We start from the raw sequence: 16,545 nt of genomic DNA, 5'->3' as shown, positions 1-16,545 counted from the left end.
TTCATTGCCTTTTTTGTTAGTTAAAATTTGTGTACCAAAACACATTTCCTTGAATAAGACTTGCAGGATATTCTAATTGATTGGGATGCGATTGGACCGAGGTAAAGGCATCTAATTTATCTTTACCAAAAACTAAAAAGGCTATTTCTTTCGATTGATTAATTAAGGTGGCATTGAAACTTATTCGCCAGCTGTTTAATTTTTCAACAAATACGGCCTCTATACTTTCGTTTGGATTTATTTTACAAATGGTAGTTCCAGGGAAGATGGAAGCTGTATGTGCATCGGCACCCATGCCTAATAAGGTAAAGTCGAAATTTATAGTGGCTTGGTTAAAATGTTTTAGTATGCGTGCATAATAATCTTCAGCAGCTTCTTGTGGGGTTAAGCTGGTATTTACCAAGAAAATATTTTCTTCCTTAATATTTAGTGGGTTTAATAAATTTTCTCTAGCCATTAATCCATTATAATCTTTATGATTAGACGGAACATGCCTTTCATCGCCAATAAAAAAGTAAACAACCTCCCAATTTATTTCATTTTTATATTGGTCTGCTAAAATATTGTATAGCATTTTTGGCGAATTACCACCAGTTAGAACTAAATTAAATGAACCTTTTTCTTCGATACAAGCTTTAGCGCTTTCAATAATATGTTTAGCTAAAGATTGGATGGCTTCTGGAGTTGTATTAAAAGAGAAAGTTTGCATTAATCTTTATGTTTAATAGGTAGTGAATACCAGAAAAATCCATTTTTAGCAATTAGCGCTTCTGCTTCTTCTGGGCCCCAACTTCCACTGGTATAGTTAGGGAAGCTAATAGATGTTTTATTTTCCCAATGATTTAAGATAGGCATTAATAATTCCCATGCATATTCTACCTGATCAACACGCATAAATAGGGTTTGATCGCCGGTCATAACATCTAATAATAGCGTTTCATAGGCCTCAGGCGTATCTGTATGTTTTGCGCCTTTATAATCAAAAATCATATCAACAGGATTCAATACCATTTTAAGTCCGGGGCGTTTTGCCTGAACCTGCAATCTGATACTCATTTCTGGCTGAATGCTGATGATTAGTCTGTTCTGTTGCCAGGTTTCAACGGATTCATTTTGAAAAATCTGGTGCGGAACATCTTTAAATTGGATAGTTATAATTGAAGAGCTTTGTTGCATTCTTTTTCCTGTTCTTAAGTAGAAGGGAACACCTTGCCATCTCCAATTATCTATATTAAATTTTATAGCAGCATACGTTTCAGTATTAGATTCCGGATTAACATCTTTTTCACTTCTATAACCAGGTACTTCTACGCCATTTATCCAACCATCTGTGTATTGTCCACGTACTGCATTTTTTCTAACCGAGTCGTTAGTGAATTTTCTGATTGATTTTAGAGCATCTACTTTTCTATCTCTAATTTCGTTGGCATCAAAACTGGTTGGAGGTTCCATAGCTATAATACAAAGCAATTGTAATAAATGGTTTTGTATCATATCTCTTAAAGCACCTGCACCATCGTAATAGCCTCCGCGATCTTCAACGCCTATAGATTCTGAAACAGAAATTTGAACATGTTCAATATAATTTCTATTCCAAAGTGGCTCAAAAAGCGAATTTGCAAATCTAAATGCCATTATGTTTTGGACGGCTTCTTTTCCTAAATAGTGATCTATTCTATAAATCTGACGCTCTCTAAAATGTTGTTTTAACATTTGATTAAGCTCTTGTGCAGATTCTAAGTCGTGGCCAAAAGGTTTTTCAATTACAATTCTGGTATGGTCTTTATCGCCTGCTAAGCCATATTTATGTAAACTGTCTGCAATTGCAGAAAAGAATTTTGGAGCTACAGCTAAGTAATAAATTACCTGTGTATCTGGACCAAATTCTTCCTGAATTTTTTCAATTTTATTCTTTAGCGTAATTAAACTTTCTGGATCTTTTATATCAGCAGGCGTATAAGAAACGTGCTTGGTAAATTTCTGCCAATCTTTTTTAAGTGCCTTCCCTTTACGAGAGAAGTTTTTTATGCCATCTTCTAAAAAATCGCAGTAATTAGCGTCCGTTAAATTACTTCTTGCGGTACCAATTAGTTCAAACTTTTCGGGCATAAAGCCTTCCAAATATAAATTATACAAAGCCGGACCCAATTTCCTAGAATTTAAGTCTCCCGTACCACCAAAAATAACAATAATGGTAGGATTTATATTTTCTTTCATTAGCATTACAAAGCTAAGTCTATATTTTTATATTTCTTATGCCTGAGGTGAAATTCCGTTCCAATCTGCATGAAAAATTCCATCTTCATCAATTCTTTCAAAAGTATGAGCACCAAAGAAGTCTCTTTGTGCTTGAGTTAAATTAGACGACATTCTTCCGGTATGCAAAATATTATAATAATTTATGGAAGCCGATAAGCATGGAATAGCAATATTAGATGTTGTAGCGAAATCAGCCACTTTATGGGTGGCTATTTTACTCGCTTCTACAGCTTCATGGATATTAGTGTCTTCGAATAAATGAGTTAGATCTGCTTGTTTTTCAAATGCTTCGTACATCTCATTTAAAAATTTAGACCTAATTATACATCCACCTCTCCAAATTTTGGCAATACTGCTTAAGTTTAGATCGTAATTATAAGTAGTTGATGCTTGATGTAACATGTGCATTCCTTGAGCATAGGCAGATACCATGGCATAAAAGAAAGCATTTTCTATATCATCCGTATTTATTAGGGTAGGGGTAGGCGATTCAGCTTTTTTAAGTTGCGACTCTAATTTTAAACGTAAAGATTTTAATTTAGATAAATTACGAGTAGAAACAGCAGCGTCTATGGTAGGAATGGGAACTTCTAAGTCCATAGCTTCTTGGGAAGTCCATTTTCCGGTTCCTTTAGATCTAGCTTCATCTTTAATCATATCCACCAGGTAATTTCCTGTTTTTACATCTTTAAATAAGAATATATCACGGGTAATTTCTAGGAGAAATGAACCCAATCTCCCTTTATTCCATGTGTCTAACGTCGCATAAATTTCTTCATTAGATAAATTAAGTCCTTCTTTTAATAGCTGATAAACTTCTGCTAAAAGTTGCATAATAGCATATTCAATACCATTATGAACCATTTTTACATAGTGACCAGATGCACCTGGGCCAATATAAGTTACACAAGGTACTCCATCTACTTTCGCAGCAATTGCATCGAACATTTTCTCTACAACCGAATAAGCGTCTTTATTGCCGCCTGGCATCATGCTTGGCCCTTTTCGAGCGCCTTCTTCGCCACCCGAAATTCCCATCCCGAAAAAATTAATATTTACTTTTTCTAATTCTGAAGATCTTCTAGCGGTATCAGTAAAGTGCGAATTGCCACTATCAATAATTATATCTCCTTCAGCTAAAAGTGGGGTTAATTCCTGAATCACGCTATCTACGATGGCTCCGGCAGGCACCAATAAAATAATGGTTCTTGGAGTTTCAATACTAGCAATAAATTTTTCTATATCGCTATACGCTTCTAATTTATGCGCTTTACCTTCTTCTTTAAGTAAGGCAATCATTTCAGCATTTTTATCGTATCCGGTAACCTTAAAACCGTTATTTGCCAAATTAAGTAAGAGGTTTCTTCCCATTGTACCTAATCCAACCATTCCTAAACTATAGCCAGTAGACTTTTCAGTGTGCATAATTGTTGTTTTATGATACTGCGAAATTACTAATAAGCTTTATAAAACCTGATTAACTGAGGTATTTAATTTCTATCAATTTTTAAAGAGGTATTTATTTAAAAGCTTGAGTTTTATCAGCAAAATTCAAGCTTTTTTCTACTTTAATTTATTGTAACAATTTGCTTATTTATAGGTAATGTGCTTCTATTGGATTGATGTTCAACTTATTAAGAATCTTTCTAAATAAGTTGTTATTTAGAAAGGTTTTAAATAGATTTGCGTCTTATTTATAATAAGTCTAAATTGAAATTTCTAATATTAACATTTGTTTGGTTTGCAGGTATCTCAAAAATTAATGCTCAGCAGATTGAGCTTAAGGGTAAAGTAGTTGATGAGCAAAATAATGCTTTGTCATTTGCTGCCATTAATTTTATAGACATCGATAAAACGGTATATTCTAACGCCGATGGAATATTTACCATTAATCTTAATAATAGAAGTAAGTCGACTTCATTTACAATTAAAATAACTTTTGTAGGCAAGAAAAGTTTAGAAACGAGCATTAGTTTAAATCAACAAACAATACCGGTATTTAAACTTCAAACGCTTACATTATTATTAAAAGATGTAGAGTTTAATCAAAAAAGAAAGACATTAAATTCAAATTCATCAATCGTATTCGATAGGCAAGCGATAGAGCAATCTCAGGCTTTTAGTATAACAGATATTTTAAACAATTTGCCTGGTAAACGCATGGTTGCGCCCAATTTGCATAGCCCTCAGAACTTAACACTTAGAGCCGAAGTTTCTGGATTACAAGCATTGAATAACTCATTAGGAATTGCTATTGTGGTAGATGATATTCAGCTTTCGAATAATGCGAATATGCAAAATAGGAATTTAGGTAGATGGGGGCTGGGTAATGGAAATATTTCGAGTGCAAGTTATGGAAGTTTTGATACGCCATTTGGAGGATTAGATTTAAGAGATATTCCAGCAGATAATATAGAAAGTATAGAAGTTATTTCTGGGGTTGCACCAGCAAAATATGGTGATTTAACAGATGGAGCCATTATTATTAACAGACAAGCGGGCAGAACTCCTTATCAATTTAATACGCGAATAAATGCAGGTTCTACAAATTATACCTTATCTAAAGGATATAAATTAAAGCATAATTTGGGAGCGTTAAATCTAGGATTAAACTATCTTAAATCTAATGAAGATCCTAGTGATAAAACTAAAGTTTATGATAGAATAAGTACCAATTTAATTTGGACGGCAAATTTAAAACCGCAGTTGAAAAACACCTTTTCTGTTGATTTTAGTACTAAAATAGATGATGTTAAATTGGATCCCGATGATGGTTTAGAATTAAAAACATTTTCAAAAGCCAGAAATTTCAGCTTTTCTAATCGCGCTACTTTATCTATAAAAGAATCAATTGTAGAGTCAATTAATTTTAATGTTAGTTATAGTAAAGGTTATCAGGAGAGTTATAATCAAAGGTATTTAAATGGATCACCAAAGGGTATTTCAGATAAAGATGTTTCAGGGGAAATTTATGAAGGTTATTTTATTCCAGGAACTTATTTAGCAGCCGAACACATTATCGGAAAGCCGAATAATTTAAATGCGGGATTAAGTTTAAACAGTCAGTTTTTTACAGGAAAGGTAAGGCATAATTTCTCTGTTGGTAGCAATATGTATTATTCTAAAAACAATGGAGAAGGTATAATTGTAGACCCTACAAAGCCTCGTTGGGCAAATTCTGCTTATCAAAATGAACGTCCATATTCTTATGAAAGCTTACCCGATGTTATAAATTATGGTATTTATTTACAAGACAATACAAAAATAACGATAGACAATCGGCCTTTAAATTTAAATGTAGGTTTGAGGTTGGATGTTCAGAATGCCAAAACTTCTATTCAACCCAGAATAAATGCAGCTTATGCGTTTAAAAAGAATCTTAATTTAACTTTAGCGTATGGTAGAGCTACAAAATCTCCAACTTTAGCGCATAGATTCCCCGCTCCAAATTATATCGATTTAATACTTCTTAATCAATTTACGGGAAATGTAAATGAAAGTATTTTTTTAGTTTATACGGATAAAATTGTTGCAGATAATAGTCAATTAAAACCAAGTGAATCTCAACAAGCTGAAATGGGTTTTCAGTTCAAAAACAAAGTTTTTAATTCTTCAATAGTAGTCTATTGGAAAGATAATAAAAATGGTTTTAGTAGTAATACGGTTTACCATACTTATAATTTACCTAATTATTCGTTCACCTATGTGCCTAACAATAGACCAATAATTGCGCCAACTGGAACTTATAAAAAGCAATATGTAGGCGTAAGTACCGTAGGAAACGATTTACATTCTAAAAATTGGGGTTTAGAATGGGGAGTGAATTCGAATAAGATTGAAGCAATAAAAACCAGTTTTAGTATAAATACTTCATTTAGTTATAGTAAATATAAAAATAATGCAGAACGAATTGTTCCAACATCACAAGAGAACATAGATGCAGGCAAACCTGCTTGGTTCGGAATTTATCCAGCCAATGAGTACGAAGCTTTAAATATAATGAGTAAAGTAGCTGCTACTACTCACATTCCAAAAATTGGTTTTGTAGTAAACTTATTGGCCGATGTTTATTGGCAGGACATCAGCAAAACATTAGCAGACAGTTATAAGCCTATTGCTTATTTGGATAAGGATATGAATAGGTTTAACATTCCAAATTTCAATGCCTCTGATCCAACTTATGGCTATTTAAATTTAACAACTGCCGCCAATAGTGAAACTAAATTGCCATTTGTTTATGCCAATTTAGGTGTTAGAATTTCTAAAGAGATTAAAGAAAAAATCCGACTTTCTGTAAACGCATATAATTTTCTAAACCTGCAATTCAGACATTTTAATCCAAATACAAATCAAGTTACAACTTATTCTTATCCTACCAGTGTAGGAGCAGAAATTTCAATTAAGTTTTAGATAAAAAAAAACCAACAAAATGAAAAAATCAATATTTACATTTTTTACCTTCTTTATTATTATACTGTTTTCTTGTAAAAAAGATAGTTTAGATGAAGTAGCTGGAGTTGCTGCTAATTTGCAATTAAATTTTGCACCAGAAATTAAATCTTTGGGCCTTAGTTATAAAGATGCTGAAGTAACATTAACCAATAAAACGGATGGCAGAATTATAAAGGGTATATCAGACGCCAGCGGATTAATTGTATTTGAAAGTGTTACTCCTGGGAATTACAGTGTTGTGGCAGCCTTAACTATATCAGCCAAAGATTATCAATTATTAACCGGTACCACTATTGCGCAAGATATTGTGTTTAATGGCAGTTTAGAAACCAATATTGTGGCCAATTCTGGTACCCTTACTATTAATTTGCAGTCGGGGGCTATTGGCGATTGGGTAATTAAGCAAATTTATTATGGTGGTTCTAGTACTACTAATGGAGCTGTTTTTAGAGATCAATTTATAGAAATCTATAACAATTCTAACCAGGTTCTTTATGCCGATAGTTTATATATTTCTCAGATTTTTGGTAAAAATACTAGAGTGTCGGCAGTAGATACTGCAGATCCTGCATATTTATCTAATGGACAATATAATTGGGCAAATGCAATTGGGATGAATGTAGCTAATCCGAATTCTAATTATGTTTATATGAAGTCGCTTTTAATGATTCCAGGAAATGGTAAGCAATATCCAGTACAGCCAGGTGCAAGTATTATTATCGCGCAAAATGCACAAAACCATAAAGCTTCCTATGTAGGTTCTGATGGGAAACCTGTTTCGGTTAAGAATCCAGAACTTACTATCGACTTAAGTAACGCAGATTTTGAAGCTTATTACGGCGATTTGGAAGGAATAAATCCACTTGCCTCTGATACAGATAATCCTTTAATTCCTAATGTTAAAGTGTTTTTTAGAGGAGGTGATCGCGATTTAATTTTAAATAATAATGGATACGAAGGAATTGTGATTTTTAAATCTAAAACCAATCCGACTGAATTACCTGGTTTTCCCTCTCCAGAAATAAAAGCGATTTCTAATACCACTACATTATACAAACAATTGCCAATTAATTTAATTATCGATGCAGTTGATATTGCACATACCACACCATCGTCTAGAGCCGCTAAAAGAATGCCTGATGCCATAGATGCTGGATTTACATTTACTTTAGGTGGTGCCTATTCTTCACATGCTGTAATTAGAACAACCAGTAAAACCATTGACGGTAGAAGAATTTTAAAGGATACGAATAACTCAACTGAAGACTTTGTATCTATCAATATGGCTGATCCATCGAAAACAGTTTTTAAATAATATAAATTGAAAAAGACTTTAATACTTTCTTGTTTAAGCATTTTATCTGTAGTGGTTAGGGCGCAATCCGCTACAGATAGCTTGTATTTTTATGCTTCTTCTAAAGCTAAAATTAAAACAGTTGGTTTAGGAATCCCTCAGTTACTTAATTCTTCAATTAATAAATCAACACAAGTTGGATTAACCTATAATTATAAAAAAGGTGGCTTAAAGCAAGCTCAAGAAGCAGAGTCACAAAAAAAGATAATTTTTAATGCCGAAGGAATTAGTGAAGTAAATAAATTTAAATTATACGGGTATTTTAATTTTGAACGATCTAATGAAGATAGTTTAGCTTTTAGTCAGAAAGGTATTCACGATGATTTTTCGCCTTATTATTTTGTTGTTGGTAAACCTGGGAAATTCGAAAAACAAGGATATAATGGGGGAGGCTTAATTAGTTATAATCTTGTTAAGGATAAATTATTTATTGGGACTGGTGTTGATTATCAATATCATACTTCTCATAGATCAGTAGATCCAAGATCTTCAGTTTATACCTATCAACTAAATTTTGCGCCTGAAATTTCTTATAAATTTAATCATCATTATATTGGTTTAGGCGTTTTATATGGTTATGGTAATGAGCGTATTAATGTTTTTTATAAAAACAGAGATTACCAGGGCACCTTATTATATCCAGATAGAATATCTTATTTAAATTATGGATATGGTTATCTGGAAATTAATCAGAACAATTTTATCAGAAAAACCAGCTTATCTGGGTTGCAATTAAATTATGCGGCTAATTTTAAATCGTGGGAAATTGCAGCAAGATTGAAATATTCAGTTAAGGAAACAGAAAATAAAATTGAAGTTCAGAACTCAGTTCAAGACCAAATATTTGGAAGCTTCCAATTAGAAAATATAGATTTTAATTTTTTAATTACGCAACAAAATTTAACACGATTGCACCAATTTGGATTTAATTTTATCAATTCTTATGGTGACGATAATTTAAGACGATTAGCAGCGAGAAATTTCACTTATAAGTTTAGTGCTTTAAGAGCTAAATATTTATATGCACCCATCGTAGATGGATATAAAACTTATGAGTTTACAGTAAATGCTGATTATTTTTCAAATTATAAAAGAGATGCTGCAGCCAATCATACTTTTGATTATTCTGTTTTAGAACCATCCATTAGTGTTGGTAGATATTGGAAGAATACATTTCGTGCACAATTGGGATTGGGTTTAATGCTTCCTTTATCAACTAATTTGAAAGTGCCAAATACACAGGTAAATATGTTTACAAAAGGGGTGGCTTATGCCGATTATATGTATTTGGGAAGCACTTTAGGAAAAGCTGAAATAGCAGTAGAATATTTACCTAAAAATTTAATTCCTGGATTTAAATCAACAATTCAATTTAGGGCATTATTTCAAAATCATTTATCGTCTTTAAATAATAATATTGTTCCTACTTTTGCATTAGGTAAACAACGTTTAGATTTTAATGTTGGATATAACCTCTATTTTTAACATGAAGAAGTTATCTGTTATGTCTTTTATTGTATTGTTGGGAATGATTTTATTTTCCTTTCAATCGGTAGAATTTAATTATAATGACGATTTAACCATCGATAGTTTACGCAAAGTTTACGCTAAAAACCCTGCTGAATGGCCAAAGGCAAATGTAGATAATGGTGTAAAATTTGAAGAATTGGGCGTCTTACCGCCTTCACCGATCGATTTAACCAATGATTCGGTAAGAAAGGTTGTAGAATTGGGTAAAATATTGTTTTTTGACCCTAGATTATCTTCTTCTAACCAAATTTCATGCGCTAGTTGTCATGCTCCTGATTTAAACTGGACAGATGGCAGGCAGGTATCTGTGGGGCACGATCATTTAAAAAATATCCGCAATGCGCCTAGTTTAGAAAACGTATGGTATTTTAAACGTCTTTTTTGGGATGGAAGAACCGAAAATGTAAAAGAACAAGTTGCGAGTCCAATTCAGGCGCACAATGAAATGAATCAGGATTTAAAAACTTTGCCAAAAAAATTAAGCAAAATAAAAGGTTATTTACCTCATTTTCAATCGGCTTTTGGAACTAATAAAATTACTGAAGATAGAATTTTAGAGAGTTTGGCTACTTTTCAGAAAACAATTACCAGTAGAAAAACAGACTTTGATAGGTTTTTAGAAAAGGATAAAAATGCGCTTACGGATCAGCAATTGGTGGGTTTACATTTATTTAGAACCAAGGCTAGATGTATAAATTGTCATAATGGACCATTATTTACAGATAATGAGTTCCATAATTTAGGTTTAACCTATTACAAACGTAAATACGAAGATTTAGGATTGTATAATTTCACCAAAAATCCTGAAGATGTGGGTAAATTTAAAACACCAGGTTTAAGAAATGTAATGAATACAGGTCCATGGTTTCACAATGGATTATTTCCTGATATGGAAGGTATATTAAATATGTATAATGTTGGTATGCCATTTACTCGTCCGACTGAGGAGGACATGAAAGATCCTTTATTTCCACGTAACGATAAATTATTACGAGGCTTAAAATTAAGTAGTGCCGAAAGAACTGCTATTATTTCTTTTCTTCATGCATTAAGTTCGCAACCTATTTTGGTGCGCGATGTAGAATTGCCAAAATAAAAATGGGTAAGAAATTTGCATAAATGTTTCAGAATGCAAACTTCTTACCCAATTTATATATTTATAGAACTTTATTTATTTAAAAGAATGGGTTCACCAAAGCCTAGTTCTTTTAATCTTGATAACTGAGTTTTTGCATCCCCAACTACCAACCAAATCATCTTATTAGAATTTAGATATTTTTTAGATAATTCTTGTATTTTAGAAATGGTCATATTATTCACAATTTCTTCTCTTTCCTTCACATAGTTAGGTTTAAATCCATATTTAGAGATATTTTCTAGCATACCTAACTTAGATCCAGCGGTTTCAAAAGCTCTTGCATTACTTTTTATTAAGAAACTTTTTGTTGTTGCCAAATCGTTTTCGTTGTAGTTTTTACCAAAATTTTCTAGGATGTTCTTTATAGCCTGTAAAGATTCTAAAGTAACATTTGTTCTAACATTACTAGAAATAGTAAACGGTCCAACGGCCTGTGTTCCAGAAAAACTAGAATTAATACCATAAGTATATCCCTTACCTTCGCGTAATTCTTGGGTTAGTTGTGATGCAAAACCACCTCCACCTAAAATATAATTCATAACCACAGCAGGGTAGTAATTAGCATCTGTTTGGGCTAATGCCGGATAACCTATATTTAGAACTGATTGTTTTGCATCAGGAATATCATAAAAATAAATTTTAGATTCTGCTGGTGCAATTGGTTGTGGTGTAGTTACTAATTGTACTGGTTTGCTTTTCCAGTTGGTATTAAGCTTAGCTAAAGAAGTAATTATAGCTGATTTATCCAATGATCCAACTACATTCATTCTTGCTACTGAAGGAGAAATATTTTTATTGTAGTAGGCCTTTAAATCGTCTAAATTAATTGAAGAAATACTTTCAGCTGTACCAAATGTATTTTGTGCACGTAAATTATCTTTACCATAAATTAATTCACGATAATTTTTAGAAGCCATAAATGCCGGGCTTGCCTCTTGTTGTCTAATGTTACTTAAGGTACTTTGTTTTAGTAAAGCAAACTCTTTCTCATCCCAACGAGGGTGTAATAACATTTCTTCTACCAATGCAATGGTTGCATCGTAGTTTCTTGCCAAAGTATTACCACTTATTGTAATGTCTTCTGTTCCTGCTGAGATAGAAATACTGGCTCCTAATTGCTTAACGGCTTCCTCTAATTCTTCAGGCGTTTTATTTTTTGTTCCTTGATTCATTAATGATGCCATTAAATAAGCAACACCAACTTTTTTAGGATCATCTTGAAGCATTCCGCCGCTAATAGAAATGTTAAATTGTACCAATGGAACCTCTGAATTATGAATTCCATAAACTTGTAAACCATTAGCTAATTTGCTATTCCATACCACAGGGATTTTAACTTCAGGTGCTTTTCCATATGGAGGTTCAACAGATCTGTTAAAACTTGAAGGTGTTCTTGGATAACTTCCATCAGTTGCGGCATTAATAGATTCTTCTGCTCCTTGTACAATGGCTTCTTCTACAACTTGAGCCTTAGTAGAACCCGATAAAGCTAAGTTTACTTGTCCTTTAGGTACAAAACTAGTCGCTACATAATGCTTACCTTTAATGTATTTATTATAAACACGCATTACATCCTCTACAGTAACCTCTAAAGTCTTAGCTAAGTCCTTTTCCATATAACCTGGATCTCCAGCAAACATACTGTATTGAGCCAATTGTGAACTTTTACCTAATACGCTAGAAAGTGAGCCATAAAAACGAGTTTCTTGTCCAGCCTTAATTCTATCTAAATCCTTTTGTGAAATACCTTCTTTTTCAAATTTTGCGAATGCTTCATTAAATGCGGTAGCTATTTCGTTTAAACTTTTTCCTGGAAATGCCACCGACGAAAGTTGAACTTGTCCTGCTAATTCATTATTACGGCTATACATATTAACATTAGAAGTAAGCTTTTTATCTTCCACTAATACCGTATAAAAAGGAGCTTTTTTACCTTGTGTAAGGTAGTTTGTTAAAATAGATAATGCATAAGAATCTGGATGATAATTTTCTACTGTAGGCCATGCATAAGTTAATTGAGGTAAGCGTGCAAAATTATCTTCATGATATAATTTTTTAATTTCGCTCACATAACCTGGTCTTGGACTTTGTTTAGTGATATTTTCGCCTTTTTTAATTTCATTAAAATATTTTTCTACCCATTTTTTTGCTTGAGCTGTATCAAAATCTCCAGCTATGGTAAGCGTAACATTATTGGGTACATACCATTTATTGAAAAATTCTTTTACATCTGCCAGCGTAGCGTTTTGTAAATCCTCTAATGAACCTATAACTTGCCAATTATAGGGATGGTCTGATGGATATAAATTTTTATCGATAACATAACCGGTATGACCATAAGGTGCGTTATCATAACTTTGCCTTTTTTCATTTTTTACCACTTGTTTTTCTTTCGCTAAAACATTGTCGGTAACTGTATTTATAAACCAGCCTAATTTATCGGCTTCAGCCCAAATCATTTTCTCTAAAGCATCTGAAGGAACCGTCTGTAAATAGTTGGTTCTATCGTTAGAGGTAGAGCCATTGGCTCCTGAACCACCAATTCTGGCCGACATCTTATCTAGACCTCCTTTTCCTAAATTTTCGGATTCTAAAAACAACAAATGTTCAAACAAATGCGCAAAACCTGTTCTGCCGGGTTTTTCGCGCGATGAACCCACATGAGCTGTTAAGTTTACTGCTACCACAGGATCTGAGCGATCTACATGAAATATTACAGTTAATCCATTCTGAAGCGTAAACTTTTCATAGTCTATTTTAAATGAAGTTTTTGTTGATTTCTGTGCCACTAAATCAGCATGTATGCCAATTAATAAAGTGGCCAGCAAGAGTAATTTGCGCATTTTTAAAGAAATTATTTGGTTTATAGTTTTTGTTTATAAAGATATTTTATTTAGGCAATACTTCTAAAAAAAAATGCAACTGTTAAAACAATTGCATTTTTTTTAGTGATTTATGGATTCGTACTCCAAATAGAAGCCGATTTTAATAAAGCTCTTCTCGGTAATTTAAGATGAGCAACAATTAATTCTGCAAAATCTTCAGGCTGTAATACATTTTCAGGATTACCATCAGTTAACCCCAATTCTTTAGACAAATCTGATGCAACTGTACTAGGCATTAAAGTAGAAACACGGATATTATTTTTTCTTACTTCACGCATCAACGAATCGCTTAATCCGATTACACCAAATTTAGAAGCACTATAAGATGAAGTAGTAGCTGCTCCATTTAAACCTGCGGTTGATGAAATATTAATAATATCGCCTTCATTTTTCTCTATTAATTGAGGTAGAACTTCCTTAGTAACATAATATGTTCCAAATAAATTAACCTCAACAATTCTTTTCCAGGTATCTACATCCATATCTACTACAGAGCCAAAAGCTGCTATTCCGGCATTATTAACTAAAATATCAAACTTTCCTAACTCATCAACCAATTTAGAAACACCCGATTGAACAGCAGCATAATTAGCTACATCAAAAACAGCATAACCTGCTTTTACTCCAAGTGCTTTAATTTCTTCAACTGTTGCTTTTAAAGTTTCTTCATTCTGACCACTTATGCCAACATTAACACCTTCTTTAGCTAATGCAATTGCAATTGCTTTACCAATTCCTCGTCCACCTCCAGTAATCAAGGCGTTTTTACCGTATATACTTTCCATATTTTTAAATTTAAAACATGAATTTCGGTACTATAAATCATTAAATGATTGTGTTGTTAATAATTTAACAATCCGATGAATAACTTGAATTAGCTGATTAACCTAAATGCTTATAAATCAGTTTATTGAATTTAAATCTTAATTTATATATTTATAATAAACTAAATTTTAACCATTTATAATTATGGCTGATTTTGAAATTGCAGAAATTGAAACCAGAAAATTTGAAGGAGGATATGCAAATCTTAAAGACGATAAAGGAGGGGAGACCTATGCAGGTATTTCTAGAAATTTTTGGCCAGATTGGGAAGGGTGGACAGTAATTGATGCATTTAAATCGGGAATACCACAACATGCAGGTATAGATTTTGAAATGAATTCTAAAGAAATGCATGATCAATTAAAATTTATGGTTTCTAGATTTTATAGAATAAATTTTTGGGAAGGCATGAATTTAGATTTAATAGATAACCAAGAACTTGCAAATTCAATTTATGATTTTGCAGTTAACGCAGGTATAAACCGGAGTGTAAAATTTATTCAAGAAATTGTTGAAGTAGAAATGGATGGAAAATTAGGTCCTATAACCATAAATGCAATTAATATGGGTGATGCTTACGCTTTGTTAACTGCTTTTAATCTCAAACGAGCAGCATTTTATAAATCTATAGCAAAAGGTAGTCAGGCTAAATTTTTAAAATCATGGTTAAGAAGAATAAATCTTGAGGTCTAATTTAAGAGTTCTGGAGCGGAACACCTCGACCCATCCTCCAGGAGCGGAACACCTTGACTCGTCCTCCAGGAGCGTAATCCTCTATGATTTGTCCTCCTGGAGCGGAATGCAATGTAGCGGTAGGATCTCATGGATAAGCTCATCAGATCCTATCGGCCACTTTTCGCTGCGCTCTTAGTTGTGCCTCCAGGATGACCGATCGGGGTTAATCCTGTAGCAAAATGAAAAGGAGTGAATCATCTATGACCCATCCTCCAGGAGCGTAATCCCCCATGATTTGTCCTCCTGGAGCGGAATGCAGTGCAGCGATAGGATCTCATGGATAAGTTCATCAGATCCTATCGGCCACTTTTCGCTGCGCTCTTAGTTGTGCCTCCAGGATGACCGATCGGGGTTAATCCTGTAGCAAAATGAAAAGGAGTGAATCATCTATGACCCGTCCTCCTGGAGCGTAATCCCCCATGATTTGTCATCCTGGAGCGAAATGCAATCCAGCGATAGGATCTCATGGATAAGTTCATCAGATCCTATCAGCCACTTTTCGCTGCGCTCTTAGTTGTGCCTCTATGACCGATCGGGGTTAATCCTGTAGCAAAATGAAAAGGAGTGAATCATCTATGACCCGCCCTCCTGGAGCGGAATGCAAAGTAGCGATAGGATCTCATAGATCAATTTTTTATCCTGAAGCCAAATCTACTCACGGCTGGTTTAAGTAAGTTTGTATAAAGAAAACTTTATGTTATATAATTCCTAAATCTATTGCGAATACAATAAGCTGTTCATTAGTATTAAACTCTAGGCATTGCTTCATAAGTTCCAGTCTTTTTTCGATGGTTCTTAAACTATTGGGCTTAATTCCCAGTTTTTCTAATTCTGCAGGAATATCTTTTTGCTTTTTACCTATGGATAAGAAATTTATAATCTGAATATCTAAATCGGTAAAATCAAAAGAGTTTTTATTTTGTAATAACTTTTTAATGTCAGCAGCAAGATAAGATTGATTATTGTTTACTGCATTAATAGCTACTTGCAACTCCTTAGCATCATTTCTGCCTTTTCTAACAAATCCATCAATTTTTAGATGGTCGAAAAAGCGCTTGATATTTGTCGGTTTATTTTCTGCCGAAAATACAATTACCTTTAATTTAGGCTGAAGGATTTTAGTAGCTTCAATTAACTCTTCTCCATTTTTTAATTGTTGCTTATTATGATCCTCATCAAATGAAATATCGGTAACCAATAAATCATACGGGTTTCCTTCCGCTATACTTTTCTTTATTCTACTTAAGGCATCATCACAATAATAAACGTACTCATAACTATTTATATTCAATGAATCTAAAGTTTTCTGTATGGATATATTTGAGCTTTCATAATCTTCTGCGATTAATACTCTTTTAATCATAAAT

General features: G+C 33.1%; 11 protein-coding genes. 5 read left to right on the top strand and 6 right to left on the bottom strand.

The window, feature by feature from the left end:
* Positions 1-16: 16 nt before the first annotated feature.
* From pgl to gndA, 3 genes are read right to left on the bottom strand one after another with little or no spacing between them, the layout of a single operon-like run.
* Positions 17-709 (bottom strand): 6-phosphogluconolactonase, encoded by a 693-nt coding sequence (gene pgl, locus VRU49_RS09850; RefSeq protein ID WP_330146613.1) that lies wholly within the window; start codon positions 707-709, stop codon positions 17-19.
* The gene (gene zwf, locus VRU49_RS09845) at positions 709-2,217 is read right to left on the bottom strand and encodes a glucose-6-phosphate dehydrogenase (RefSeq protein WP_330146612.1); all 1,509 of its coding nucleotides are present in this window, start codon (positions 2,215-2,217) and stop codon (positions 709-711) included. Before zwf ends, pgl begins: the two co-directional genes overlap by 1 nt.
* A 36-nt stretch (positions 2,218-2,253) precedes the next feature.
* On the bottom strand, positions 2,254-3,684 hold the full coding sequence (gndA, locus tag VRU49_RS09840) for an NADP-dependent phosphogluconate dehydrogenase (protein WP_330146611.1): 1,431 nt from the start codon (positions 3,682-3,684) through the stop codon (positions 2,254-2,256).
* 285 nt (positions 3,685-3,969) lie between these two features.
* Here gndA and VRU49_RS09835 point away from each other — a divergent pair, with 285 nt between their 5' ends.
* Genes VRU49_RS09835 through VRU49_RS09820 form a run of 4 tightly spaced genes read left to right on the top strand, consistent with a single transcriptional unit; the run spans position 3,970 to position 10,691 of the window.
* A complete protein-coding gene (locus VRU49_RS09835; RefSeq protein ID WP_330146610.1) occupies positions 3,970-6,669 on the top strand; it encodes a TonB-dependent receptor in 2,700 nt (899 codons plus the stop codon).
* Positions 6,670-6,688: 19 nt separating this feature from the next.
* The gene (locus VRU49_RS09830; protein WP_330146609.1) at positions 6,689-8,026 is read left to right on the top strand and encodes a DUF4876 domain-containing protein; all 1,338 of its coding nucleotides are present in this window, start codon (positions 6,689-6,691) and stop codon (positions 8,024-8,026) included.
* Positions 8,027-8,032: 6 nt separating this feature from the next.
* Positions 8,033-9,550, top strand: a complete 1,518-nt coding sequence (locus tag VRU49_RS09825) for a DUF6850 family outer membrane beta-barrel protein (RefSeq protein ID WP_330146608.1) — start codon at positions 8,033-8,035, stop codon at positions 9,548-9,550.
* A gap of 1 nt (position 9,551) precedes the next feature.
* On the top strand, positions 9,552-10,691 hold the full coding sequence (locus VRU49_RS09820) for a cytochrome-c peroxidase (protein ID WP_330146607.1): 1,140 nt from the start codon (positions 9,552-9,554) through the stop codon (positions 10,689-10,691).
* A 71-nt stretch (positions 10,692-10,762) separates the two neighbouring features.
* Here VRU49_RS09820 and VRU49_RS09815 read toward each other — a convergent pair whose 3' ends face one another.
* Together VRU49_RS09815 and VRU49_RS09810 are read right to left on the bottom strand one after the other, a co-directional pair.
* On the bottom strand, positions 10,763-13,576 hold the full coding sequence (locus tag VRU49_RS09815) for a M16 family metallopeptidase (protein ID WP_330146606.1): 2,814 nt from the start codon (positions 13,574-13,576) through the stop codon (positions 10,763-10,765).
* A 110-nt stretch (positions 13,577-13,686) separates the two neighbouring features.
* The gene (locus VRU49_RS09810) at positions 13,687-14,403 is read right to left on the bottom strand and encodes a 3-ketoacyl-ACP reductase (RefSeq protein WP_330146605.1); all 717 of its coding nucleotides are present in this window, start codon (positions 14,401-14,403) and stop codon (positions 13,687-13,689) included.
* Between the two features lie 184 nt (positions 14,404-14,587).
* On the opposite strand from VRU49_RS09810, the gene VRU49_RS09805 reads away from it, so the two are divergent.
* On the top strand, positions 14,588-15,136 hold the full coding sequence (locus VRU49_RS09805) for a glycoside hydrolase family 108 protein (RefSeq protein ID WP_330146604.1): 549 nt from the start codon (positions 14,588-14,590) through the stop codon (positions 15,134-15,136).
* A 739-nt stretch (positions 15,137-15,875) separates the two neighbouring features.
* Here VRU49_RS09805 and VRU49_RS09800 read toward each other — a convergent pair.
* A complete protein-coding gene (locus tag VRU49_RS09800) occupies positions 15,876-16,541 on the bottom strand; it encodes a response regulator (protein ID WP_330146603.1) in 666 nt (221 codons plus the stop codon).
* Positions 16,542-16,545 lie beyond the last annotated feature (4 nt).

It is taken from the genome of Pedobacter flavus (assembly GCF_036324285.1).
GTDB classification, from domain to species: domain Bacteria; phylum Bacteroidota; class Bacteroidia; order Sphingobacteriales; family Sphingobacteriaceae; genus Pedobacter; species Pedobacter flavus.
This window is presented reverse-complemented; position numbering and strand designations above follow the sequence as displayed.